Source organism: Idiomarina sp. HB, assembly GCF_048059115.1.
In the GTDB taxonomy this organism is placed as follows: domain Bacteria; phylum Pseudomonadota; class Gammaproteobacteria; order Enterobacterales; family Alteromonadaceae; genus Idiomarina; species Idiomarina abyssalis.
On record NZ_JAYLVU010000001.1, the window covers coordinates 384,615 to 409,702 of the forward strand.

The window sequence follows — 25,088 nt, forward strand, 5'->3', positions numbered from 1 at the left end:
TCCTGTTTTTTTAGTTTTAGTCAGCGATCTTAGCGCTTCTGTCGCTGTTATATTGAATGTTCTGTTTCAAGTGCTCATGCAGCAACTGTTGAACATAAGGTTGCTGCGTGTCTTCTAGTACTATGTCTGTTTTATCAAACGCGATCATTTTACCACGATATAAAATTAAGATCTTATCAGCAATGTGTTTCACGATTTGCGGCGAATGTGTCACTAAAATGTAAGATATACCCATATCTTTCTGAAGATCGAGCATTAGGTTAATGATTTGAGCTCTAACTGATGGGTCAAGTGCAACCAAGGCTTCATCGGCAACCACAATTTGTGGTTCAAGAATAATAGCCCGCGCAATGCACACTCTCTGTTTCTGGCCACTAGAGAGCATATGGGGGTAAAACTCCCAATGCTCTCTCAGCATACCAACACGCTGTAAAGTCAGATTGACCCGTTCCCGGCGCTCAGCAGGACTTAGCTCCGTATTGAACAACAAAGGCTCTTCCAGCTGCTTACCTATGGTGAGGTGAGCGTTCAGTGAGTTTTCGCTGTCCTGAAAAATCATGCGAATATTGTTGCATAACTGAGAGTAGTTCTTGCTATGAACTTTTTGACCATTGAGCCAAATTTCTCCGCTGCTGGCGGTCGCAACGCCGCCAATAATTTGCGCAAGAGTGGATTTTCCCGAACCCGTTTCGCCCATAACGGCCAGTATTTCGCCAGCTTCAAGTGTAAATGAAAGTGGTTCTATCGCGACCGACTTGGGTGACCAAGGCCAGCCTTTACGCGAACGAAAGGTTTTACCCAAATTGCGCACTTCGAGTAAATGACTCATGGTGTTGTATCCAGTAACGGAAAGTGACAATGAAAGACACGTTGCCGTTCATGGGTTGCTACAGGTGCTTTTACACAGGTTTTTTGCGCGTATGGGCATCTTGGTCCTAAGCGGCAACCAATGGGCATATGGCGCAGCGTTGGAATAGTACCTGGTAAGGTCGGTAGCCGAGCTTTATGAGGAAGCTGCTGTTGTGTTTGTAACGACATGCGAATCATTGAGTCGGTGTAAGGGTGCGCAGGCTCTGACAATACTTCATTTGCCGGGCCGGTTTCCATTAACTGACCACAGTAGAGCATTGTTAGCCGCTTAGTTTCCGGCAAAATTGACGCTACGTCCTGTGAAATAAGTACGACTGACATCTGCTGACTGACAGCCAGCCGGGCAATCAAACGATGAATCTGCAGTCGTGTCGATGGCTCCATGGCAGTGGTTGGCTCATCAGCAATGAGTAGACGGGGGCGGTGAGCTATAGCGATGGCGATACTCACTTTCTGTGCAATGCCCTGAGACAATTCGAAAGGGTAACTGTCCATAATTGATTCATGGTCGCGAATACCAACCCGGTGCAATAATCTTTTTACCCGAGTTTTACGATCTACTCTGCGGCGCATAAAGGTGCCGCGCACATCGCCTTGTGGAATGGCTTCAATAATTTGCTGTTCAACCGTGCTGTTAGGGTCAAGATAGGCGTTAGGATCCTGAAAAATCATTGCCATGTCGCGACCCGTAATGTGCCGACGTTGCTTAGGTGTCATTGCCAGCAAATCCTGACCGTTCCACCAGAGTCTGTCTGCAGTAACCTGCCAGTTAGGATTAATAAAGCCGACAATCGCTTTAGCCAGCAAGCTTTTACCTGAGCCAGATTCGCCCACTATGCTGTGTATTTCGCCTTCGCTGAGTTGCAGGTTGACCTTGTCGAGCACGCGAACAACACCTTGTGGCGTTTGCATTTCAACCGTCAAATTGCGGATGTCGAGTAACTGCATTAGCTGTTAACCCTTTCTTTTAAGGCGCGACGTAAACTGTCTCCAACAATATTAATAGCCATTATCGTAATGAACAGGGTAACGCCCGGTAACACCATTGACCAGGGTGATAAATAAACTTCGTCCAGGCTCCGCGCTAACATGCTTCCCCACTCTGGAGTAGGTGCCTGAATACCCAGGCCAAGAAAGCTAAGCGCAGCAATATCCATAATAGCAACAGAAAGAGACACCGTTAACTGCATGACCAGTGTTGGTGTAACATTGGGTAAGATAACCCGATAAAGCAAATAAGCCTTTGAGCAACCATTTAGCCGCGAAGCTGTCACGTAGTCTTTGTGCCACTCTTCGTGAACAGCATTGCGCGTGACAAAAATGAACTGTGGAATGAGCGACAGTGTTATAGCAAAGGCAACGTTGTTAAAACCGGTGCCGAGAATAGCAATAATGATAAGAGCCATCAAAAAGGATGGGATAGATAGCAGAGTATCAAATAATCGCGACAGACTTTGATACTTGATGGTGCGATCAATGCCCGCAAGTGCGCCAATACTCATTCCTATTAATGACGATACAGCAACCATAAGTATGGGAAGGCCAAGGCTGTATAACCCGCCTATCAGAAGCCTTGAAAGCATGTCGCGACCAAGATCATCCGTACCGAATAAATACTTCATATTACCGCTTTCAACCCATGAGGGTGGTAGTGCGATAGCGTCAGAAAATTGAGCTGAAGTGTTAAACGGCGCCAGCAGTGGCGACAAAATAACCACGAGAATCATTGCTAATAAAACATAAAGCGCTGCCATGGATAAAAACCTGGCTCGATAGCTTTTCCAGACCAGTTGCAGCGGAGACGGTGTTTCGTCGTGATGATAGAGGTTAATCTGTGGCATTTTGTTCATGCCTCACTATTGGAAAGCGCCAGCCGTGGTACAGCTCAACCAGGAGGTTGAATAGTAAAATCACGAAAGCGAACATAAGCACTGCAGCCTGAATAATAGGGTAGTCGCGTTCAAATATACTGCGGATAAGCCAATTACCCATTCCGGGCCAGTTAAAAATGGACTCGACAACAATACTGTTCGTTAACAGTAAACTAAAAAGTAGCGTGGTTTGTTGCAGTACCGATTGCACGGCGTTGGGAATAGCGTGCTTTACTAGTACGCGCCATTCGCTTAAACCGCGGGCTCTGGCTGCTTTGACAAAAGGTTTCTGCAGCATCTCCTGAGTTGCGTTTCGCATAAGTCTGAGTAGCAACATCATAGGCATAATGGCCAATATCAGCACCGGCAAAACAATATGGTTTAAAGCGTCCTGAAGTGCTTCAGCTTTATACTCTGACTGACTAAGGAATACATCGATTAGAATAGAGCCGGTTTGTGGTTCTACGCCATATAGTGGATTAATTTGGCCCGTAATGGGAAACCAGCCCAGCTTTATAGCGAACAGTAAGATCAAGAGCTGTGCTAGCCAGAATACCGGAATAGAGTAGCCCATCATTGCCAGGCTTATTACTGCCTTGTCTGAGCGTTGTCTGAAGCGGGTCGCTGCAAACACGCCCAAAGGTAAACCAAAGATGACTGCAACCAATAACGCCAGAATAATCAGCTCCATTGACGCCATAAAATGCTGGAGACCGTCAGCAAACACTGGTGTGCTATTACTTAACGACAGCCCCCAGTCACCTGCGAACAAGTGGCGTAAGTAATGCAGATACTGCGCGGCAATGTTTTCGTCTCCGGCGCGTAACTCCATCACTAATGAATAATTGTTCTGGAAGGTACGAACACCGGTCATATTGGTTATCGGGTCACCCGGAAACAGGTAATTAAGACTGAAGCTAAAAACTGTCAGTAAAAAAACGGCAATAATAAAAACACTTAAGCGGCCAACAAGATAGCGAGTCATTGCGATTGCTCCTGTACAGGCTTTTTAGTCGCAAGACGAAAGTTAATGCCGCCATAAGGGGGTAATTCGACACCGCTAATACTTTTCTGTTGTGCCTGAAAACGTTTTGAATGAGCAATGGGCAGTAAAGGTTGTTGTTGATTCAACAAGTGCTGCGCTGACCGATATAAAGCTTTGCGCTCTTCTGGGTTTGTCGTTGCAATGGCACTGTACAGAAGTTGATCAAAACCGGTATGGCACCAGTTAGCTCGATTGCCGCCGGTCGCTACTGCGGCACAACTCAGCAGGGGCCGGAAAAAGTTATCAGGATCGGCGTTATCGGCATACCAGCCTATAAGTACTGTATCGTGTTCCCCCCGAGAAAGGCGTCGCCGAAAGGTATTCCATTCGTATGAAACAATGCGCGCAGATACGCCTATTTGAGCTAAATCCGATTGCATCAACTCTGCCATTCTACGGGCATTGGGGTTGTAGACTCTCTGCACGGGCATCGCCCAAATCGTAATGTTCAGGCTGGAGTGGCCTGCTTCCTGTAACAGGCGTCTGGCTTTTTCCGGATCGTATTGATACTGAATGCCCCGGTCATCGTATGCCCAGGATGTTGGGGGCAATATCGACTGCGCCAGCTCTGCGTTGCCGTAATAAATTGTCTGAATAATGGCTTCGCGGTTAATCGCGTGACTTAAAGCCTGACGAACGAGAGGATCATCAAAGGGTTCTTTTTGCGTGTTAAAAGCCCAAAATGAAACGTTAGGACTGACCTCATTGGTGACCATGAGTTGCTCCCGGTTAAGAGCTTTCAACTCGCTGACCAATGGGTAAGGAATGATGTCACATTCGCCGGTAACTAATTTCAGCATGCGTTTATTGGCGTTGGGGGTAATAGAGTAAACCAAGTGCTTAATACCTGGCCCTTCACGCCAGTAGTCAGGGTGACGCGAGTACCGAATTAAGATATCTTTTCGGTAACTTTCAAAACGATAAGGGCCGGTCCCTATCGGTAAGCTGTCAATTTGCTCTGGTCGTTCCGCGACTAAAAGTTTCTGTGCGTACTCGGCGGACAAAACGATAGCGAAATCTGTTGCTAAATTTGCCAGGAATGAGCTGTCGGCATTGTTAAGTACAATATCGACTGTCATTTCGTCAATCTTCACGACTTTATTGATGAGTTGATCGAGGCCGGTAGCACTGAAAAACGGATAGCTTCCGCCGACATGATGGTAAAGACTGGTTTCATCGAGCCAACGGTTAAAACTAAATTGAACATCTTCAGCGGTTAATTCTCTTGTTGGTTCAAAGTAGTCGGTTTTATGAAACTGAACGCCTTCACGTAAATAAAATCGGTAGCGTGTTCCATTGTCTAAAGTTTCCCAGCGCTTTGCTAATGCCGGTACAAACTTTTGCTGCTTGGCATCGTAGTCTATTAGGCGGTCGTATAACTGAGCTGCCGTAGCATCTACTGTTGTTCCGGAAGTGATGAGCTGCGGATTAAAGGTATCCGGGTTGCCTTCTGAGCAGTAAATAATGCCGTCAGCCAGAGGCGCGGGCTCTGGCTCTTCCGACTGGCAACCCGATACCAGTGCGGCCGCAATAACAGCGACGTTGGCGTACGCTTTAATCATTAGCTGCAGAAGCCCCTTCCAATAACTGGTACTTTTTTAAGTAACCACGTAATTGATGATATGTCAGTCCGAGAAAACTTGCTGTCTTCTTTTGGTTAAACTGACATAAACGTAAGGCTTGTGACAAGACTTCAGTTTCATACTCCTGAGACTTCAGCTTAAAGTCGATGGGTTGTTCTGGGTTCAACTTAGGCAGGTCGTTCGATCCGTTATTGTCCTGAGGCGCTATTTCGCTGACCACCGGCTCCTGTGCCGCAGTTTTCGTGACTGAAGTTTTAGGGCGGAACGGACTATTAAACGGATCAATAATAATATCGTGAATAGGGACATGCCCATTGCCCAGTCGGTACAGGCTGCGCTCAACGGTATTCTTTAATTCCCTTACGTTACCGGGCCAGTGGTATTCCATTAATGTTTTTCGGGCTTTCTCTGAAAAACCGCTAAACAGTTCAAGCTCCATTTCTCTGGCCATTGAAATCGCAAAATGCTCAGCAAGTAACATAATGTCGTCGCGTCTTTCACGTAAGGGTGGCAGGGTGATGACATCAAAAGCGAGGCGGTCAAGCAAATCTGAGCGGAATTTACCACTGGCAGCAAGTGAAGGAAGGTCTTCATTTGTAGCGGCTATCAGGCGCGTATCCACTTTAACCGGGTGGCGTCCGCCGACTCGTTCGAACTCTCCATACTCAATAACGCGCAGGAGTTTCTCTTGTACTCGTAATGAAGTATTTGCCAGCTCGTCAAGAAACAACGAGCCGCCGTCGGCGCGTTCAAAGCGGCCTTCGTGTTTTTTAGCGGCTCCGGTGAATGCGCCGGCTTCATGCCCGAACAGCTCACTGTCTAACAGGTTTTCATTCAGCGCAGCACAATTAAGCGTAATATATTGTTGTTGCCAACGTTTGGAAAGGTAATGACAGCGTGAGGCGATAAGCTCTTTACCGGTGCCGCGTTCCCCAATAATAAGGACGGGTTTATCGAGAGGCGCAATTTGCGAAACTTGTTCCAGCACGTCGGAAAAACTGTTGGACTGGCCAATGAGGTTGTCGGGTTGTCGCTCAGGGCGCATGTCGAATGCCTTATATTATAGTTATTTTTGCTAATTATTAGTTTATTTTACGAACTGGCGCAAGTGCAAAATGTTCGTAAAATCAAAAAAACTTTTATAAAACAGCTTGTTAAAAAATAAATAAAAGTTGGCTTGATACTTGAATAATAAATTACCGAATCGTTTATTAAACCAGTATGAGGTAATTATTATGGGTATTTTTTCACGTTTTAGCGATATCGTGAACTCCAATATCAATTCTTTATTGGATAAAGCTGAAGATCCGCAGAAAATGGTGCGCCTGATTATTCAGGAAATGGAGGATACGTTAGTTGAAGTACGCTCAACATCTGCACGTTTGTTGGCTGAAAAGAAAGACATTCAGCGTCAGCAGCAGCGTATGGAAAACGAAGTTCAGGAATGGGAAAACAAAGCTGAACTGGCGTTAACTAAAGAGCGTGAAGATTTAGCACGCCAGGCTTTAGTTGAAAAGCAAAAAGCACAGCAAGGCGTTGATGCGCTGCAGCAGGAAATGGATCGTGTTAACGAAAGCCTGGATAAGCTGAATGATGAAATTGGTCAGCTTCAGGAAAAACTGGCCGATGCTAAGTCTCGTCAAAAAACCATTTTAATGCGTCAGAAAACTGCGAGCAGCCGCTTACAGGTTAAGCAACAGGTTGATAGTGGTAAAGTCGATGATGCAATGCAGCGTTTTGACCGGTATGAAGCGAAGATTGATGATTTAGAAGCTCAGGTCGAGTCCTACGATATGGGTAAGCGGACATTGCGTGATGAGTTTGCAGAGCTGGAAAACGAGAGTAAAGTGAATGACGAGTTGGAAGCTTTACGCGCTCGTATGAGCTCAAAAACAAAACAAGACTCTTAAAGCAGGCTGAACAAAATGGATATTGAAGCAATTTTAGGGATGTTTATGGCGCCGATCATTCTGTTTGTTTTGGTGGTCGCGCCCATCTGGATCATCCTTCATTATCGCAGTAAGCGGCAAATGAACCAGGGATTGAACGAGGAAGAAAGGGAATCTTTGGCGTTACTGGCCGATCAGGCGAAACGCATCCGGGAGCGTGTACAGACACTGGAACGCATTTTGGATGCTGACGCTCCGGGTTGGAGGAACAGACAATGAGTGTGCAATTACCGAAACGTGAACTACGTCGTGACTCAGAAAGAGGGAAAATTGCCGGTGTTTGCGCCGGGCTGGGGGAATACCTTAATTTAGAACCCTGGTTGGTGCGCGTTGTATTTTTTACCGGCTTAATTTTTTCCAGCGGATTCTTCTTTGTTCTCTATATGGCAGGTTGGCTGATTCTGGATAAAAAGCCCGCGAATGGCATACGTCATAATGTCGATGTGAAGACCAAGGTATGGCAGGGCGGAGAGCCGCCAAGAGATGCTTTTCGTGACATTAAACGTGAGTTTGATGAGCTGGAAGAGCAGTTGCAATCAATGGAGAAATACGTAACCTCGAATCACTATAATCTTCAACGAGAATTCAATCGTCTGTGAGCCGTTTTCAGAAGTTTAAACACCAAACCCGCGACGCTATTCATCGCGGGTTTGATCGTCATATCCGTCTTGCTGTAACAGGTCTAAGTGGTGCCGGTAAAACTGCTTTAATTACCGGAATTTTAGAGCAGCTGCTCTACGCCAACGAGACTCAGCAACTGCCGTACTTTAAGGTGAAACAGCAACAGCGGCTTAATGGCTGTCGTTTACATACCAGCAGCAACTGGCAGGTTTCCCGTTTCGATTATGAGGGGGCTATTAATTGTTTAACCGGAGACACCCCAAAGTGGCCTCAGTCAACCCGCGACGTTAGCGAAATACGGGTAGAAGTAAAATATCAGCCGCGAAGTGGTCTTGCTGGGCGGGTTTTGGATACGCGCCGATTAACCTTAGACTTAATTGACTACCCGGGTGAATGGTTACTCGATTTACCCTTGTTGCAGCTGAATTATGATGAATGGAGCCAGCAACAGCAGCGGCTGCTTAACGCCGAATTGCGCCATAAACTGGCCAGTGAGTGGCTCGAAAAAGTTAACTCAATGGCAAATGAGGCATCGGAAGACAATGCTGAGCAACAGTTACGCGAGTTAGCGGCCGACTATCGCGCCTTCTTGCGTCAGTGCAGAAGTCGAAAATTATTACTGTTGCAGCCCGGGCGGATGGTGTTACCCGGTGAGCTTGAAGGAGCTCCGGTTCTTGAATTCTTCCCCTGGCCCTTGTCCCGGCCAGTACCTGATGTCTGGGCAAAACGACTGCAGGAAAAATACCGCTATTATCAACAACACGTTATTACACCGTTTTACCAAAAGTACTTTAAGTATTTTAACCGACAGGTTGTATTGGTTGATGTGCTGCAGGCGCTACAAAATGGTGAACACCATTTTGCCGAGCTGCAACTGGCTATCAATGAGCTGATGAAGAGCTTCTCTTACGGCAATAACAGCTTGCTGAAACGATTGTTTTCACCCGTGATTGATAAAGTGGCTCTGGTTGCCACTAAAGCTGACAGCATAGCTCCGCAAGACCATCAAAAACTGACTAATCTATTACGATTGATGACACAAAAGCAGCGTCAGGAGCTTCAGTTCGATCAAATTCCGCATCAAGTATTTAGTGTTGCGGGCATTGCGACCAGTCAAATTAAGAAACTGAGTGACGGAACTACGGTGCTTGACGGTATTAATGAACAGCGAGAGTTTGTGCGGGTGGGGGCTCCGGAGATGCCGGACGCTATACCAACCGGAGCAGACTGGCGACGGGGTTATGTTTATCCGCAATTTTATCCAGGTTTCACTGTGCAAGACTCGCCGTTGCCACATATTCGTCTCGATCAGCTACTTGAATACGTTTTAGGAGATAAACTGAAGTGAGTGACTCGCGCAAGCTAACTTATTATTCGGTGGAAGAACCGGCAGTTGAAGTCTCAGAAAGCAGTAATGTGCCAGATGGATTAAAGCCAGAGGCGACAGCAGGCACAGTTGACCGCAAACCCGGCCGTTGGGGTAAGTGGCTGGCAGTGGGTGTGGTTTTTGCGTTGTCGGCCGCCTTAATTGAAGCGGTATTGATGGTTCTTGAGCGGCTGCAGCAGAATACTTTCTTAGGCAGTTTATGGGCTGTTGGCTTTGGCGTTATTGCTTTGGCATTTTTAAGTTTTATTGTGCGGGAAGTTTGGTTGTTACAGCGCTTGAAGCGGCGTTGGAAAAAGCAATCTGATGAGCCGGAACCAGAGCAACAGCTGCAGTTGTTGCAACACCCCGATTTAGAGCACCGCTGGCAGCAAATCAAGCAGCCGTATTGGTCCGCAGATGAAGAGCGTGAGCGATTTGAAGTCGATATTCTAAGCCGGGTTGATCAGCAGGCGACCCGGGTTATCAGCCGCTGGTCAGCTGAAGCTGCCGCTATGGTGGCTGTTAGTCCCTTCGCTTTACTGGATATGTTGATTGTGATGTGGCGTAACCAGCGCATGATATCGCGTATTGCTGAACTTTACGGCGTAAAACTGGGTTACTGGGCCCGTATTCGTTTATGGCGTCAGGTATTCGCGAATATTGCTTACGCCGGGCTTAGTGAAGTTGCCGTTGACCTGGGTGCGCAGTGGGTAAGTGCGGAGCTGTTAACACGCTTGTCTACCCGGGCAGGACAAGGGCTCGGTGCTGGTTTGCTCACAGCTCGCCTGGGATACCAGGTCATTGAACTTTGTCGGCCGATGCCTTTTGTTAACGTAAAAAAGCCAGGCTACCTTAAATTACAAAAGGACTTACTAAGCCAGTTAAAGAGCGTTTTGCCTTTTGTCTATAAGTCTCGTCAGGCAAAGGCTAAAGCGGCCTCAGAGCAGGAAGTGGAAAATTAGCGTTACAGTTTTTCCAAGCTTTGACGCAGCGCAAAGATTGCCAATTAAGGTAAGCTCGTTGCACTCTGTTGCTCGTTAACAAATTTCTGACAAACGAGCCCAAAACGCATGTCCTCTGATGTAAAAACATATAATAATAATTGGCAGCCAGCGACTCAGGTTATTCATGCCGGTGCAGCGCACGATGACCCCCATGGGGCGTTAACCTCACCACTTTATCAAACGTCCACATTTAAGTTCTCTTCTGCAGAGCAGGGCACTCGCCGTTTTGCAGGCGAAGAAGAAGGTTATATTTACAGCCGTTTAGGCAACCCCACAACAGCCGAGCTTGAACGCCGTATGGCAACGCTTGAAGGTTATGAGGCAGCGGCAGCTGCTGCGACCGGAATGGGTGCTATAGCTGCCGCGACTATGGCTTTTGTGCGCAGCGGTGATCATATTGTGGTATCTGATGCCATTTACGGCTGCAGCTTCGCATTGTTCAGCGAGCTGTTTGAACGCTTTGGGGTCGAAGCCGACTTTATTGATTTAAACGACGAAGGCCTGTTAAAAGAAACTTTGCGTGAAAATACCCGCTTAGTATTCCTGGAAACTCCGGCTAACCCTCACCTGAAAGTGGTTGATATCGAAAAGGTTCATGCGGTAATTGCTGATTTAGACATTAGACTCGTGGTTGATAATACGTTTATGACGCCACTGATGCAGCAACCCAAAAGGCATGGCGCCGATATTGTTGTGCATAGCGCAACTAAGTTTCTGAATGGGCACGGCGATGTGGTTGCCGGGATTATTTGTGGCAGTGACGAAGATATTAGCACCATTAAAAGTACGACGTTAAAAGACATGGGGGCAACTATCAGCCCGCATGACGCGTGGCTTATATTACGAGGTCTGAAAACTCTGGATGTGCGTATGCAGCGCCACTGTGAAAATGCTGACGCGGTTTATCAGTTTCTGGCAGCGCGCGATGATATTAAGAAGATTTACTACCCTGGAGCGCCGGATCACGAAGCGCAGTCCTTAATGGGTAAACAAATGAGCAGTCACGGCGCGGTTATTGCGTTTGAGCTGGAAGGTGATGAAACAAAAGCGCGTTATTTCTTGAATCAACTGCAGATGATTACTTTGGCTGTGAGCCTGGGAGATGCAGAGACTTTGATTCAGCACCCGGCATCGATGACACATTCGCCATATACGCCTGAAGCAAGGGCTAAAGCAGGTATCTCGGATACATTGATTCGAATTGCCGTGGGTTTAGAGGCGGCGGACGATATTATTGCTGATCTTGAACAAGCGTTGGAAGCGTGCCGCGTGCAATGGATGCAATCTGCGTAATCTGAACTAATAATAACAACAACGATCTAACACTAATGAGGAAGCAACAAGGCTGAATTATGGGTAAACAAAGTCAATACGTATCAAAGCAACCGGACGAAAACGGTATTATTCACTGGAGCGACGAAGAGAACGGTATCTGGAAAGATCTTGTTGAACGTCAGTTGGAATGCATACCAGGAAAAGCTTGCGATGAGTATATGAAGGGACTGGAATTACTCGACCTGCCGAAGGATCGCTTACCACAGATGCATGAAATTAATGAAGTACTGGAGAGAGAGACAGGCTGGCAAGTTGCAGCAGTTCCAGCGTTAATTCCATTTGACGAGTTTTTTCGCTTACTGGCAAACAAGCAGTTTCCGGTAGCAACCTTTATTCGCACACGGGAAGAGTTTGATTACTTGCAGGAACCGGATATTTTTCACGAAATATTCGGACACTGCCCGCTTTTAACCAACCCGGCGTTTGCGCATTTTACTCACCAATACGGTAAATTGGGTTATGCAGCTACACCTAAAGAACGGGTCTATCTGGCTCGTCTGTACTGGTTTACCGTAGAGTTCGGGTTATTAAAAACCGAAGAGGGCATTCGAATTTATGGCGGCGGTATTTTATCGTCACCTGCGGAAACAGAATATGCCGTTAATAGTGATACGCCAGAGCGCAAACCGCTAAAAGCGTTGGATGCACTGCGTACACCGTACCGAATTGATATCATTCAACCTATCTACTACACCATAGAGAGTGTGGACGAGCTGTTTAAGATATCCGACATGGATATTATGGCGTTGGTTCATGAGGCTATGGAGCTTGGGTTGTTTGAGCCGAAATTTCCACCAAAAGATGCAGCTTAAGGCAAAGGAGTAATAAATAATGTCAAACTTGGAAAATGCACGTTGTGAAGCGTGTCATGCAGACGCGCCACAAGTAAGCGATGAAGAACTGAAAGAGCTGATGCGTGAAATACCGGACTGGACTCCGGTAACAAAAGACAACGTTATGATGCTGCAGCGCGAGTTTAAGTTTAAAAACTTTAAACAGGCGCTGGCTTTTACTAACCGAGTTGGTGACATTGCTGAGGAAGAAAAACATCATCCTGAGCTAATCACTGAATGGGGTAAAGTAACGGTTACCTGGTGGACTCACGCCATCAACGGTTTGCATAAAAATGACTTTATTATGGCAGCAAAAACCGACAGCGTGCTTGACGCATAACTCGCTTTTGTCGATGAATGACATAAAACCCCGGTCTGTTGGCCGGGGTTTTTGTTTTTTAAATGGGAACAATAGTGTATTATTTGCTTTACATTTAGTTCGATGCAGTAGGGTTTATGCGACTTGAGATAACGTGTGATGACCGTCTGGGTATCTGCCAGGACGTTCTGCAAATCTTGCGAGACCACGAGATTGATTTACGTGGTATTGAGGTCGATCCTAAAGGAAAAATCTTCCTGAACTTTCCTGAACTCGCTTTCGATGACTTTCGGCATTTAATGCCCCAAATTCGTCGCATTCCTAACGTTATTGATGTGAAAACCATTCCTTATATGCCGTTTGAACGCGAGCACTATGAGTTCAGTTTGTTGTTGAGCACGTTACCTGATCCGGTGCTGTCCATTGATAGCAAAGGCTGTATAGACATTATTAATGACGCCGGACTGCGGCTACTGGCTGGCCACGAAGACAGTCTTAAGGGCGAGCCGCTGATGCAGTATGTACACGGTATCTCTTTGCAGCGGTGGTTGGACAAAAAGCCTCAGGACCCTATTTATGAAGCGGTTACCATTGGTAACTCGGAATACTATGCTCAGCTTTTACCTATCTGGGTGAATGACGAGGAAGGAAGCACCGCGTTTGCGGGGGCGGTAATGACCTGTAAGTCAGAACCGGTAACAGCAAGCTGGCAGAGTCAGAGTAACGAAAAAGCCTTTGAACGCTTGCTGACAGACAACAGCACAATGAAGCGGGTGATTAAAGACGCTCAGCGAATGGCTGAGCTGGATGCACCACTTTTGATTGAAGGTGAGACCGGAGTTGGCAAAGAGCTGCTGGCAAAAGCTTGTCATCTGGCCAGCCCGCGTAAAGACAAACCATTTTTGGCGATAAACTGTGCAGCGCTACCGGATAATGTTGCAGAGAGCGAACTCTTTGGCCATGGTGAAGGCAGCCTGAGTGCTCAAAGCACTCGTAAAACTGGCGTTTTAGAGCAGTCCGCCGGCGGCACCGTGTTACTGGACTCGGTTAGTGAGATGTCTATTGGTCTGCAGGCTAAGCTACTGCGTTTTTTAGAAGACGGCGTTTTTCGACGCATCGGCGAAGAGCAGGAAGTGAGCGTCGATGTGCGGGTCATTTGCACCGCTCAGGGAAATCTCTATGAGTTGGTTGAAAGCGGTGAGTTTCGTGAAGACTTGTATTATCGACTCAATGTATTAGCGCTCAATGTTCCACCACTGCGCGAACGTAAAAGTGATATTTTGTTGTTGGCGGAGCATTTCGTAACCCAGGCCTGCAAGAAGCTCGGGCGAAGTCAGGTGAGCTTAAGCAGGGCAGCAAAAGAGCGACTAAAACGGTATCAGTGGCCAGGTAATGTTCGCCAACTGGAAAATACCATGTTTCGTTCTGTCTCAATGATAGAAGGCTACACGCTGGAGCCCGCCGATATACGTTTGCCCGAGTTGAATCAGGAAGACGACCAGTTAGCATTAGACATTGATGACATGAGCCTGGATGATGCGGTACGCCGTTTTGAAAGCCACGTACTGCGCCGTTTATACCCCAGCTTTCCGAGTACCCGCCAATTGGCGAAACGCCTGGGACTCTCACATACTGCCGTTGCGAATAAACTGCGTGATTATGGCATTGGAAAGCAGCGCAGCGGACGCGCTCGTAAAGCAGAACGGACAAAAAACTAGAGTTGTAAATTTAACTTTACGCCTTAACAAGGCTGCACCTTGATCCAGAGCAAGTGTGTAGCCTGTACAGTAAACTTTACGTTCTGGTCATAAATTCCCCGCTCAGTTATCTTTTTCTCTTATTCGCCTTTTTCCCTCATGTACCGCTACAGTCATGTTGTTAACAACCGAATAATAAGAGGAAGTAACCATGACAGATAAGATGATTAATCCGTTAAACACAGACGGTTTTGAATTCGTTGAGTATACCGCTCCGGATCAAAAAGGCATTGATGCGTTAAAAGACTTGTTCGACAAGCTGGGTTTCACTGAAGTGGCTAAGCACAAAAGCAAACAGGCCTGGTTGTACAAACAGAACGACATTAATTTCATCATTAACGCTGAGCCGGGCGGACAGGCTGAAGAGTTTGCTAAAGACCACGGCCCAAGTGTCTGCGGTATGGCATGGCGTGTTAAAGACGCTGACCACGCGTTAAAGCACTCTCTTGATAACGGCGCCAAAGCTTTCCCAGCTGATAAAGGTGTTGTTGAAGGTGTACCGGCGGTGTTTGGTATTGGCGAAAGTGCGTTGTATTTTGTCGATAACTACGAAAACCATGAAATTTATAACCAGCATTTCGATTTCTATGAAAGCTGGGAAGCGAAAATGAGCGATCATGCAGCCGGGTTGTTCGAAATAGACCATCTGACGCATAACGTATTCCGTGGAAACATGGATACCTGGGCAGGTTTCTATGAGCGCATTGGTAATTTCCGTGAAATTCGCTATTTCGACATTGAAGGTAAGCTGACAGGCTTGTTAAGCCGCGCTATGACAGCGCCTTGCGGTAAGATCCGTATTCCAATTAACGAATCTCACGACGACAAATCGCAAATTGAAGAATACTTAAAAGAGTACAAAGGCGAGGGTATTCAGCACATTGCTTTAACCAGCGACAATATCTACAAAACCGTAAAAGATCTGCGTTCTATTGGTATGGATTTCATGGACACACCTGAAACCTACTACGAGAAAGTCAATGAGCGCGTTGAAGGGCACCAGGAAGATTTAGACGCACTGCGTGAACAGCGCATTCTAATTGACGGTGCGCCAATGAAAGACGGCATTTTACTCCAAATCTTTACTCAAACCGTCATTGGTCCGGTGTTCTTTGAAATTATTCAGCGTAAAGGCAACGAAGGTTTCGGCGAAGGTAACTTCAAAGCACTATTCGAAAGCATTGAAGAAGACCAGATCCGCCGGGGAGTGTTAAGCGATGCGTAAATGGATCAGCTTTCCGAAACAGGTGGGCAAGTCGTCTCGACAAGCTCATGCTGATTTTCCGGAGCAGGCCATTTATGAACGTGAAGCTGGCCGTAGTGGCTTTTTTGGCCCGGCCACGCATTTTCACCATCAGCATGCTCCGACCGGTTGGTCGGAGTGGCGTGGGCCCTTGCGTCCACGGGCGTTTGACTTTAATAAGTTAGAAGCCATAGCTCCGGAAAATCCCTGGTTAACGCCTGACTTACTGCACAATAGTAACTGTCGTTTTCGTTTGTGGCATTGCCACAGCAAAATGGATTATTTAGTGCGTAATGCCGATGGCGATGACTTACTCTTTGTGCATGAAGGTAGCGGTCATTTACATTGCGACTACGGCCACATTCACTTAGTGAAAGGGGACTACTTCTTAATTCCCCGTTCTACTAACTGGCGTCTGGAACCTGATGAAACCATGCAGTTGCTGATGATTGAAGCGACCAATGGTTCTTATAGCTTGCCGGAAAAAGGTCTGGTCGGTAATCATGCCATTTTTGACCCTGCGGTTCTGGATACGCCGGATATTGATGAGGCGTTTCAGGCGCAATACAGCGAAGAGCAGTGGCAGGTGTATGTAAAACGTCATCAGCAAGTGTCGGTTATTACGTACCCTTATAACCCGCTGGATGCGATAGGCTGGCACGGTGAGTTAGCTCCGGTTCGTTTGAACTGGCGTGATATCCGGCCGTTAATGAGTCATCGTTATCATTTGCCGCCGTCGGCGCACACGACTTTTGTTGCTGATCGTTTTGTGGTTTGTACCTTTGTTCCGCGTCCTATTGAGTCAGACCCGGGCGCATTGAAGGTGCCTTTCTACCACAACAATGACGATTACGATGAAGTGCTTTTTTATCATGAAGGTGACTTTTTCAGCCGTGATAATATCGATCGCGGTATGGTAACCTTTCATCCGGCAGGCTTTACTCATGGCCCACACCCGAAAGCGTTTAAAGCCGGGCGTGAGCATAAAAAGAAATTCACTGACGAAGTTGCGGTCATGCTCGACACCCGCGATGCCTTGCAAGCAAGTGACGAGGCATTGGCAGTAGAGAACCCGGACTACGTCTACAGTTGGCAGGAGAAATAACAACTTATGAAACTCGCCACATACAGAAATGGTACACGTGACGGCCAGTTAATGGTGGTCAGCAAAAATTTAAGTTCAGCAGTAGCGGTTCCGGCCATTGCATCTTGCATGCAAGAGTTGCTGGACGACTGGGACGGTATTGCACCGAAGCTTGAGAAAATTTATCAGCAGTTGAATGACAGTGACGTTGATGGCAGCGTCCAGTTCGATGAAGCTTTATGTGAATCGCCTTTACCTCGTGCGTATCAGTGGGCCGACGGAAGTGCCTATGTGAACCATGTTGAATTGGTTCGCCGTGCACGTGGTGCTGAAATGCCACCAAGCTTCTGGGAAGACCCTTTGATGTACCAGGGCGGCTCTGATGACTTCTTAGCGCCGTATGACGACATTGAAATGGGCAGCACCGACTGGGGGATCGACTTTGAAGGCGAAGTCGCCATTATTACTGATGATGTCCCTATGGGCGTTGATGCTAAAACCGCAGGGCAGCATATTAAGCTGTTGATGCTGGTTAACGATGTATCATTGCGCGGTCTTATTCCGGGCGAACTGGGTAAAGGTTTTGGCTTTTTCCAAAGTAAACCATCGTCAGCTTTTTCGCCGGTAGCGGTAACACCCGATGAACTGGGCGATGCCTGGAAAGCGAATAAAGTCCACTTACCGTTATTGTCAGAGTACAACGGTAAGGCCTTTGGTAAGCCTAACGCTGGCGAAGATATGACCTTTGATTTCGGTCAGTTAGTTGCTCATGCTGCGAAGACACGTCACTTAGGTGCCGGAGCTATCATTGGTTCAGGAACCGTCTCAAATAAACAGGGGACTGATCACGGTACGTCCATCGATGAAGGTGGCGTAGGTTATAGCTGCATTGCCGAAGTGCGCATGATTGAAACTATTCGTGATGGCAAGCCGGCAACTCAGTTTATGCAATTTGGCGACACCATTAAAATTGAAATGAAAGATGATGGTGATCAGTCAATATTCGGCACCATTAATCAGAAAGTTGTTCAATACGAAGGTCCTCAAAAGTGATGAAACTCTACGGCTACTGGCGCTCAAGCGCCAGTTACCGTGTTCGTACTGCTTTAAACCTGAAGGGCTTATCCTACGAGTATGAACCGGTACATTTAGTAAAAGATGGCGGGCAACAGCACAGTGAGGCTTATCGAAAGCTTAATCCAGCGCGGTTGGTTCCTACCTTTATCGATGGCGATGTTAAGTTAAACCAGTCCTTAGCCATTATTGAGTATCTGGAAGAGTGTTACCCACAAAACCCATTATTACCGTCGGCTCCCGCTGATAAAGCCAGAGTCAGAGCCTTGGCTTATGATTTAGCCTGCGAGTTGCAACCCGTTACCAATTTACGGGTGTTACAGTATTTAACCGGTGAGTTGAATTGCAGCGATAAACAACGCTCAGACTGGATAGCAAACTGGGTAGAAAAAAGTTTTACCGCATTTGAGCAGCGGCTGACCGAGTATGCAGGTGATTATTGCTATGGTAATTCGGTAACATTGGCTGATATCTGTTTGATACCTCAGGTATACAATGCACAACGCTTTAATTTGGATTTGTCTTCTTATCCAACCTTAATGGCTGTGCATGAACGTTTGCAAGCGCTTGACGCGGTGCAACAGGCTCGGCCTGAAAATCAAGCGGATGCACAATAATCCAGCGGATCCTAAAAAGGAAAAATAATATGGTGAAATCACGTCTGGTGATGGCCATTGGGGCGACATTGTTTGTTGCCTCTTGCGCATCAACCTCCCCACAAGGCACGACCACTGCTGATACGCAGAGAAACACACCGACCATACAAGCCAACTCACTTGCCAGTGCGCAAGGAACGGCTGAATTGACTATGGAACAAATTATGGCTGATCCAGACTGGATCGGGAGATTCCCTGAACAGGCTTTCTGGAGCATGGACGGTGAAGACATTCTGTTTTACCAGAAGCGCGAAGGTAGTGATATTCGTGACCTAATGATGCTGGAAAATGGGGCTGGAGAACCGCAGAAAGTTGCTGTAGAAAACCTGCACCAGTACGTGGCAGATGAAAAGGTTCATGCAGCGGATGGCAGCTTTTTAGCCTATACCTTTGAAGGCAATGTTTTTGTTCGCTTTAATGATGGTACGGTTCGCCAGTTGACACGTGACGACGCCAGGCAGCACAACCTTCAGCCTATGGCAAATGGACAACTGAGTTACCAGCAGGGTAATAACTTCTTCATTATTGATGTGAACTCAGGTTTAAGCCGTCAGGTCGCTGCTTTGGCCTTTCAGGAAAAGCCGAAAGCGAATGAAGAGCCGAAGGATTACCTGGCCCGTGAAGAACAACAGTTAATTCAGTACGTGCAGAAAGAGCGAAAAGCGTCTGAAGAGCGTTTTGCTCAGCGTTCTGAGTTACAAAACCGAAATTCGACATTGGCGCCGGAGCCGTTCTATTTGCCAAAGGATAAGGAACTGGTTTCTGCAAGCTTATCGCCAAAAGGCGATTTCATGCTGATAGCCATTACCGAGCCGCAAAGCTGGCGTGACGAAGGCGATATTATGCCGAATTACATTAGCGAAGATGGCCGTGTAAAAAGCGAAAATGTGCGTCGTCGTGTGGCCGATGCAAAACCGGTTGAACACCAATTGGTTTTACTTAATTTAAGCGACGGCAGCCAGTCGACGCTAACCTACAACACGTTACCGGGCTGGAATGAAGATGTTCTGGCAGAAGTTAAACGTGAAAACCATGAAGCTCGTGGTGAAACCTATAAGTCGGAAGAGAAACCTCGCCCAATTACGCTAATGGCTGACTGGGGCTGGGAAAACGGCGCTATTCAGTGGAATGAAGAGGGCACTGAAGTTGCGGTTATGCTGGAAGCCTGGGACAACAAAGATCGCTGGCTTGCAACGGTAGACACCGCCGGTAGAAAACTGGTTTCTCAAGACCGTTTACACGATGACGCCTGGATCAACTACACTCATAACGAATTCGGCTGGTTAGACAGCGATGAGTTGTGGTTCATGTCAGAGGCCGATGGTTATTCGCACTTGTATGTTAAACCGCTTGACGGCAGCACGCGTCAATTGACTGACGGAAGTTATGTCGTTGAAGATGCAGACTTAAGCAGTAATGGCGATTACTTATACTTTCAGGCAAACATCGAGCACCCGGGTATCTATGAAGTGTACCGGGTGAAGACTGATGGTAGTGGTGACCCGGAAGCGCTGACGGACCTTGATGGTATGACAGCCTTTGAGCTCAGCCCTGAAGATGATGAGTTATTGCTGACGCATTCAACGCCGTTAATGCCACCAGAGCTATACCATAAGTCTGTCAATGCTTCTGGAACAGCAGAGCGTGTGACTCATACGGTTTCGGAGAAGTTTTTAAGTATTGACTGGACGGCTCCTGAGTTGGTGGGGGTGGATTCCTCTCATGTTGACGAGCCTATTTATACCCGCATCTATAAGCCAGAAGGCTTTGATGAAAACCGAGCTGAAGAATATCCTGCGGTTGTGTTCATTCATGGTGCTGGCTATTTGCAAAATGCGCACATGGGCTGGTCAGGGTATTTCCGTGAGTTCATGTTCCATAGTCTGTTGAATAAGCACGGTTACGTGGTTGCTGACCTCGATTACCGTGGCTCAAAAGGTTATGGACGCGACTGGCGCACCGCTATTTACCGTCAAATGGGAACGCCGGAAGTTGAAGATCTGGTCGATGTTGCAAGTTACTTAGAAAGTGACCTGAACGTTGATGGTGACAAATTAGGAACTTATGGCGGTTCTTACGGTGGCTTCCTGACTTTTATGGCTTTGTTTAACGAACCCGGATTATTTGAAGCTGGGTCGGCGTTGCGTCCTGTTACAGACTGGGCTCATTACAACACAGGCTATACGTCTAATATCTTGAACCTGCCACAGGATGATGCAATTGCGTACCGTCGCAGTTCACCCATCTATTTTGCTGAAGGCTTAGAGGATGCCTTGTTAATCAATTCACCCATGATTGATGACAATGTTTTCTTCCAGGACAGTGTTCGCCTTGTTCAGCGGTTGATTGAGTTGAAGAAAGAAGACTGGGAAACGGCAATTTACCCGGTAGAGCCGCACGGTTTCCGCCAGCCAGAAAGCTGGCTGAACGAATACCGTCGGATATTTAAATTGTTTGAGGAAAACTTAAAGTAAACTTGTTGGTTTTACTCATCCCGACTAACGGCGTCGCTAATGCGGCGCCGTTCTAGTTTGTACAGCAATAAAGAACTCACTAAACCCGCTGCGTGAATATAGCTAACGTGCTCTCCGACGAAATGGGTAGGTCGCCAGCCCAGGAGTTCAGCAATGACTTTGGCAACCAGTGCTATCAATATAAGCCACATCCATTTCTTACCCGAACGAATGTCCTTTATTAAACAGTAAGCCAGTAAGCCATGGAGTACTCCTGATAAACCAACAAAGCTAAGGTTCAATGGAGCCAGCCAGAGCAATACAGCAGTTGCAGTGCCACTGAGCAATAACGCATTAATTAACCAGCGGGTGGTCCAGTATTCCCGCCAAATTAGAACAATAAGTGTTAAGCCAATAAAATTGAATAAGGCATGCCACCAGTCAAGATGAATAAAATGGGTCGTAATGAGTGGCCAACCCTCGGACATGACAGTACTTGAGTTAAAGCTCAGTGTCGCATGCCAGTGAGGCATCAATTGCAGAAAAACCGATAGTAGCAGAACCAGAATGAGCCCTGCCCAATATTGGTTAAACCTCTCCATTTACTTTCCTTTTCGTTGCGTCATTGGTTTCTGGTTCGTATGATAGGGCAAATTGTTCCTAATATGAATGAGGCCTTATGAAGTTCTGGCTCCCTGGTTTAATAGCCGCCGGTGTTTTATCTGCCTGTAGCCCTGGTACTGAACAAGAAGTCCGTGAACCGGAAGCGGCTACTGGTTTTTCCGAGAAAACCGCTGCGACCGCCAATAAGTACATGGTTGCTGCCGCAAATAAACATGCAGTTGAAGCCGGGTATCATGTATTAGAAAAAGGCGGCTCTGCCGTGGATGCGGCTGTAGCAGTTCAGTCAATGCTGGGATTAGTTGAGCCTCAGTCTTCAGGTATTGGTGGCGGCGCTTTTATTCTCTATTGGGATAACAACGAAAACAAGCTTTATACCATTGATGCGCGTGAGACTGCACCTCAGGCTGCTACAGAGGAACTCTTCCTGGACGACAAGGGTAATCCACCCAAATGGATAGAGGCTGTCGTTGGCGGTCGCTCAGTAGGGACTCCCGGTGTTCTTCGCGGACTGGAGCTGGCTCATGAACGCTGGGGTAAGTCAGACTGGTCTTCACTCTTTAGTGAAACCGTTGAGTTGGCAGAAGCGGGGTTTGAAGTGTCGCCAAGGCTCGCTAAGTTAGTGGAAATGGAGATTAACCCCGGTGTTAAGAAAATGCCGGCGGCCAGCAGCTACTTCTTCCCTAATGGTAACGCCTTAAAAGCTGGAGACACACTGAAAAATCCTGAGTATGCAAAGAGCCTTAGTTTGATTGCTGAGCAGGGGGCTGATGCCTTCTATGAGGGAAAATTAGCCGAGAAAATTGTTAAGGCCGTGCAGAACAGTGCTATTGAACCTGGTGTGTTGAGCCTTGAAGACCTGAGTCAATACAGCGCAAAACTGCGCGAACCGGTATGTAATGATTACCGTGAATATCAGGTTTGCGGTATGGGGCCGCCTAGCTCGGGAGGAATAACAACGCTGCAGACATTGGGCGTATTGGAGAATTTTGAGCTAGGTAAACTGAAACCAAATTCTGAAGAATTTGTGCATTGGTTCACTCAGGCATCGCGTTTAGCTTATGCCGACAGAAACCAGTGGATAGCTGATCCTGATTTTGTTGAGATTCCGATCGAGGCTATGTTGGATAAAGCTTATTTATCGAGCCGGGCAGAAACCATAAAGAAAGACGATATGGGGAAAGCCAAGCCGGGTGTTCAACTGCAGCCCGCGTACGAGCAAGATATTGCCTACGAGCTGCCTAATACCAGCCACATTTCTATTGTCGATGCTGAAGGTAACGTGGTTTCCATGACCACCAGTATTGAAATGGGATTCGGTTCCACTGTTATGGCTGGTGGCTTTCTGCTCAATAATCAATTAACGGACTTTTCTCTGGCGCCGGGTGACGGTAAAGAGAAGTTTGCGAACCGTGTGGAACCTGGCAAGCGGCCTCGTAGCTCAATGGCGCCGACTGTGGTTCTTGATAAAGAAGGGCAGCAGCTTATACATGCTATTGGCTCGCCCGGTGGAAGCAGAATTATTAACTACGTTACTCAAACGTTAGTGGGTATGCTGGACTGGAACCTTAACGTGCAGGAAGCGATTAACCTTGGTCATGTAACCAACCGTAATGACTACACCTCTCTGGAGAAAGGACGGGATATCAGCGAACTCAAAGCGGCTTTAGAGAAGCGAAAGCATGATGTCAGGGTAATCGACTTAAACAGCGGTTTACATGGAATTACTATTAATTCAGACGGCACTTTGGTGGGTGGCGCTGATCCGCGCCGTGAAGGCGTGGCAAAAGGAGAATAGAGTATCATGACACTATTACGAGTAGCTTTTTTAGCTCTGGTCGTAACCGTTATCTCCGCTTGTGGCGGTGACGAACAGCCCGACGACTATACATCTGCGAAACCTGCTGAAGTGATCAGCGGATTTTATAAGGCGGTGTACGAACAGGAAGACCTGGAACAGGCGAAAAAGCTTTCGTCGAACCGACTGGCTGACCTAATTACGCATTACGGAGCTGTCAGTCAGGTTCAGCGTTATGTGCTTGGACGTTATTTCGATACCGTTGAAATTGAAGTTGTCAGTGATTCGCTTACCGATTATTTGAACGATTCAAATGAGCTACGAGCAACGGTTATTTTTGAAGGAACTTACGAAGGCGATAATATTAAAGACAGCCGCGATGTGGTTCTGATTCAACAGGACGGCAGCTGGGTTGTCGATAAAATCCTCGACGCCAGATACCGCCCATAACGGCTTAGCCCTGCTTCTTTTTATCGGTATAAGGTGGCCAGCCCATTTGCTTTCCTGCTAAAACGTGCAGGTGAATGTGGTATACGGTTTGGCCGCCGTATTCGTTACAGTTCATTACAAGCCGATACCCATCTTCTGCAAAACCATGCTCAGCAGCCAACTTAGCGGCTACAACATAAAGGTGTCCCACTAATGCGGCGTTGTCTTCATTAATGTCGTTAGCTGTAGCAATAGGGGTTTTAGGAATTATTAAACAGTGGAAAGGTGCTTGCGGGTTGATGTCTTTAAACGCAAGCGCCTGATCGTCTTCGTAGATAATATCCGCAGGAATTTCACGGTTAATAATTTTCGTAAAAATTGTCTCTTCTGCCATTACCTTGCCCTTATTACGCTATTTTAGTCTATGGTAACTATAGCAGTGGGCATCGGCAAATTTAGTTAAGATTTTCAGACAACTTATATTGGCTGGCAGATTTCCCGGAAAATAAAAGGTCCACCATAGGGTGCTGAATTTCTTGTTCTGAAAAGTCAGCTTCCAGACTGCTTTCACTGACATAGGTTTGGATTGACGAGTTGTTCACTAGAATATGGTACCAAGGCTGATTTTTTGCCGGTTTAGAGGTCGCCATTTTGTCATACCAACTGTCAGATAATGTGAAGCAGGGGTCAGCATCAATGATCACACCACGATAACCATAAAGACTGTGGGTGATGAGTTGACCAATTGAAAATTTTGCTTCTACCATGATGACGGTTCCTTGTTATCCGATACTATTTTTTTATCGGCCAGACCGTGCTAAAACTGAAGTAAGATTTACACTTTTTAAACAAAGTTGAGGGCAACATGCTGGAATCGCAGGAAAACCGGAATTTTATGCGGATGGCTGTCAATGCGGATGCGAAAGTTACTTTGGCAGAGGGTGAGAATAAAAAAGTACTCGAAGGCGTTTGTCTTGATTTGAGTGCAGAGGGGTTGTCACTTCAGCTGTCGGCTAATCTCGAGGTTGGCGATAAAGTCTTTGTTGAAATTTCGTCTTCGGGCCCAGTTGCGCCTTTAAAAATCAACGCTGAAGTCGTTCGCAGCCAGCGACTGGACGACAACAGCGGAGACTCTCTTGTAGGCTGTCGTATTATTTCAATGGATTGACAGCCTGGT

General features: G+C 47.0%; 26 protein-coding genes. 17 read left to right on the forward strand and 9 right to left on the reverse strand.

The window, feature by feature from the left end; translation table 11 throughout:
- Positions 1-16: 16 nt before the first annotated feature.
- From VBY75_RS01980 to pspF, 6 genes are read right to left on the reverse strand one after another with little or no spacing between them, the layout of a single operon-like run.
- Entirely contained in the window at positions 17-829 is an 813-nt protein-coding gene (locus tag VBY75_RS01980; protein WP_054487995.1) for an ATP-binding cassette domain-containing protein, read from the reverse strand.
- Positions 826-1,818: an oligopeptide/dipeptide ABC transporter ATP-binding protein gene (locus VBY75_RS01985; RefSeq protein WP_054487993.1), complete on the reverse strand. Its 993-nt coding sequence runs from the start codon at positions 1,816-1,818 to the stop codon at positions 826-828. Before VBY75_RS01985 ends, VBY75_RS01980 begins: the two co-directional genes overlap by 4 nt.
- On the reverse strand, positions 1,818-2,711 hold the full coding sequence (locus VBY75_RS01990) for an ABC transporter permease subunit (RefSeq protein ID WP_074930767.1): 894 nt from the start codon (positions 2,709-2,711) through the stop codon (positions 1,818-1,820). The genes VBY75_RS01985 and VBY75_RS01990 overlap by 1 nt, the downstream gene beginning before the upstream one ends.
- Positions 2,698-3,726, reverse strand: coding sequence for an ABC transporter permease (locus VBY75_RS01995; protein WP_054487991.1), 1,029 nt, complete (start codon positions 3,724-3,726; stop codon positions 2,698-2,700). The genes VBY75_RS01990 and VBY75_RS01995 overlap by 14 nt, the downstream gene beginning before the upstream one ends.
- A complete protein-coding gene (locus tag VBY75_RS02000; protein ID WP_416510786.1) occupies positions 3,723-5,348 on the reverse strand; it encodes an ABC transporter substrate-binding protein in 1,626 nt (541 codons plus the stop codon). The genes VBY75_RS01995 and VBY75_RS02000 overlap by 4 nt, the downstream gene beginning before the upstream one ends.
- Entirely contained in the window at positions 5,341-6,414 is a 1,074-nt protein-coding gene (pspF, locus tag VBY75_RS02005) for a phage shock protein operon transcriptional activator (protein ID WP_054487986.1), read from the reverse strand. The genes VBY75_RS02000 and pspF overlap by 8 nt, the downstream gene beginning before the upstream one ends.
- 190 nt (positions 6,415-6,604) lie before the next feature.
- Between pspF and pspA the strand changes: the two genes are divergently transcribed.
- The 14 genes from pspA (at position 6,605) to VBY75_RS02075 (ending at position 21,084) form a co-directional block, all read left to right on the forward strand.
- The gene (gene pspA, locus VBY75_RS02010; protein WP_054487984.1) at positions 6,605-7,279 is read left to right on the forward strand and encodes a phage shock protein PspA; all 675 of its coding nucleotides are present in this window, start codon (positions 6,605-6,607) and stop codon (positions 7,277-7,279) included.
- A 15-nt stretch (positions 7,280-7,294) separates the two neighbouring features.
- Positions 7,295-7,537 carry an envelope stress response membrane protein PspB gene (gene pspB / locus VBY75_RS02015; RefSeq protein ID WP_199493744.1) on the forward strand — a complete coding sequence of 81 codons (243 nt, stop codon included), beginning with the start codon at positions 7,295-7,297 and terminating at the stop codon, positions 7,535-7,537.
- Positions 7,534-7,917, forward strand: a complete 384-nt coding sequence (gene pspC / locus VBY75_RS02020; RefSeq protein ID WP_199493745.1) for an envelope stress response membrane protein PspC — start codon at positions 7,534-7,536, stop codon at positions 7,915-7,917. The genes pspB and pspC overlap by 4 nt, the downstream gene beginning before the upstream one ends.
- On the forward strand, positions 7,914-9,287 hold the full coding sequence (locus VBY75_RS02025) for a YcjX family protein (protein ID WP_416510790.1): 1,374 nt from the start codon (positions 7,914-7,916) through the stop codon (positions 9,285-9,287). Before pspC ends, VBY75_RS02025 begins: the two co-directional genes overlap by 4 nt.
- Positions 9,284-10,267, forward strand: coding sequence for a YcjF family protein (locus VBY75_RS02030; protein ID WP_416510791.1), 984 nt, complete (start codon positions 9,284-9,286; stop codon positions 10,265-10,267). Before VBY75_RS02025 ends, VBY75_RS02030 begins: the two co-directional genes overlap by 4 nt.
- A 108-nt stretch (positions 10,268-10,375) precedes the next feature.
- Positions 10,376-11,602, forward strand: coding sequence for a trans-sulfuration enzyme family protein (locus VBY75_RS02035; protein WP_416510793.1), 1,227 nt, complete (start codon positions 10,376-10,378; stop codon positions 11,600-11,602).
- 59 nt (positions 11,603-11,661) lie between these two features.
- Positions 11,662-12,456 (forward strand): phenylalanine 4-monooxygenase, encoded by a 795-nt coding sequence (gene phhA, locus VBY75_RS02040; RefSeq protein WP_054487971.1) that lies wholly within the window; start codon positions 11,662-11,664, stop codon positions 12,454-12,456.
- A 19-nt stretch (positions 12,457-12,475) separates the two neighbouring features.
- Positions 12,476-12,817, forward strand: a complete 342-nt coding sequence (locus VBY75_RS02045) for a 4a-hydroxytetrahydrobiopterin dehydratase (protein WP_054487969.1) — start codon at positions 12,476-12,478, stop codon at positions 12,815-12,817.
- A gap of 116 nt (positions 12,818-12,933) precedes the next feature.
- Positions 12,934-14,514 (forward strand): transcriptional regulator TyrR, encoded by a 1,581-nt coding sequence (gene tyrR / locus VBY75_RS02050; protein WP_199493748.1) that lies wholly within the window; start codon positions 12,934-12,936, stop codon positions 14,512-14,514.
- A 190-nt stretch (positions 14,515-14,704) separates the two neighbouring features.
- The gene (gene hppD, locus VBY75_RS02055; protein WP_199493749.1) at positions 14,705-15,778 is read left to right on the forward strand and encodes a 4-hydroxyphenylpyruvate dioxygenase; all 1,074 of its coding nucleotides are present in this window, start codon (positions 14,705-14,707) and stop codon (positions 15,776-15,778) included.
- Positions 15,771-16,901: a homogentisate 1,2-dioxygenase gene (locus tag VBY75_RS02060; protein ID WP_199493750.1), complete on the forward strand. Its 1,131-nt coding sequence runs from the start codon at positions 15,771-15,773 to the stop codon at positions 16,899-16,901. The genes hppD and VBY75_RS02060 overlap by 8 nt, the downstream gene beginning before the upstream one ends.
- 6 nt (positions 16,902-16,907) lie before the next feature.
- Entirely contained in the window at positions 16,908-17,933 is a 1,026-nt protein-coding gene (locus VBY75_RS02065) for a fumarylacetoacetate hydrolase family protein (RefSeq protein WP_222235412.1), read from the forward strand.
- Positions 17,933-18,571 carry a maleylacetoacetate isomerase gene (maiA, locus tag VBY75_RS02070; protein ID WP_278358830.1) on the forward strand — a complete coding sequence of 213 codons (639 nt, stop codon included), beginning with the start codon at positions 17,933-17,935 and terminating at the stop codon, positions 18,569-18,571. Before VBY75_RS02065 ends, maiA begins: the two co-directional genes overlap by 1 nt.
- A 29-nt stretch (positions 18,572-18,600) precedes the next feature.
- Positions 18,601-21,084 (forward strand): prolyl oligopeptidase family serine peptidase, encoded by a 2,484-nt coding sequence (locus VBY75_RS02075; protein WP_416510797.1) that lies wholly within the window; start codon positions 18,601-18,603, stop codon positions 21,082-21,084.
- Between the two features lie 11 nt (positions 21,085-21,095).
- On the opposite strand, the gene rrtA is transcribed toward VBY75_RS02075, so the two are convergent.
- Complete coding sequence (rrtA, locus tag VBY75_RS02080) at positions 21,096-21,665, reverse strand: rhombosortase (RefSeq protein WP_054487955.1); 570 nt, start codon at positions 21,663-21,665, stop codon at positions 21,096-21,098.
- A 77-nt stretch (positions 21,666-21,742) separates the two neighbouring features.
- Here rrtA and ggt point away from each other — a divergent pair, with 77 nt between their 5' ends.
- Both ggt and VBY75_RS02090 read left to right on the forward strand, forming a co-directional pair.
- Positions 21,743-23,482: a gamma-glutamyltransferase gene (gene ggt / locus VBY75_RS02085; RefSeq protein WP_416510800.1), complete on the forward strand. Its 1,740-nt coding sequence runs from the start codon at positions 21,743-21,745 to the stop codon at positions 23,480-23,482.
- A gap of 6 nt (positions 23,483-23,488) precedes the next feature.
- The gene (locus VBY75_RS02090; protein WP_278354659.1) at positions 23,489-23,932 is read left to right on the forward strand and encodes a hypothetical protein; all 444 of its coding nucleotides are present in this window, start codon (positions 23,489-23,491) and stop codon (positions 23,930-23,932) included.
- A gap of 4 nt (positions 23,933-23,936) precedes the next feature.
- Here the strand turns inward: VBY75_RS02090 and VBY75_RS02095 are convergent, their stop codons facing one another.
- Together VBY75_RS02095 and hspQ are read right to left on the reverse strand one after the other, a co-directional pair.
- Positions 23,937-24,305 (reverse strand): histidine triad nucleotide-binding protein, encoded by a 369-nt coding sequence (locus VBY75_RS02095; RefSeq protein ID WP_271331331.1) that lies wholly within the window; start codon positions 24,303-24,305, stop codon positions 23,937-23,939.
- A gap of 61 nt (positions 24,306-24,366) precedes the next feature.
- Positions 24,367-24,678: a heat shock protein HspQ gene (hspQ, locus tag VBY75_RS02100; protein ID WP_199493755.1), complete on the reverse strand. Its 312-nt coding sequence runs from the start codon at positions 24,676-24,678 to the stop codon at positions 24,367-24,369.
- Between the two features lie 98 nt (positions 24,679-24,776).
- Between hspQ and VBY75_RS02105 the strand changes: the two genes are divergently transcribed.
- The gene (locus VBY75_RS02105; protein WP_222235407.1) at positions 24,777-25,079 is read left to right on the forward strand and encodes a PilZ domain-containing protein; all 303 of its coding nucleotides are present in this window, start codon (positions 24,777-24,779) and stop codon (positions 25,077-25,079) included.
- Positions 25,080-25,088 lie beyond the last annotated feature (9 nt).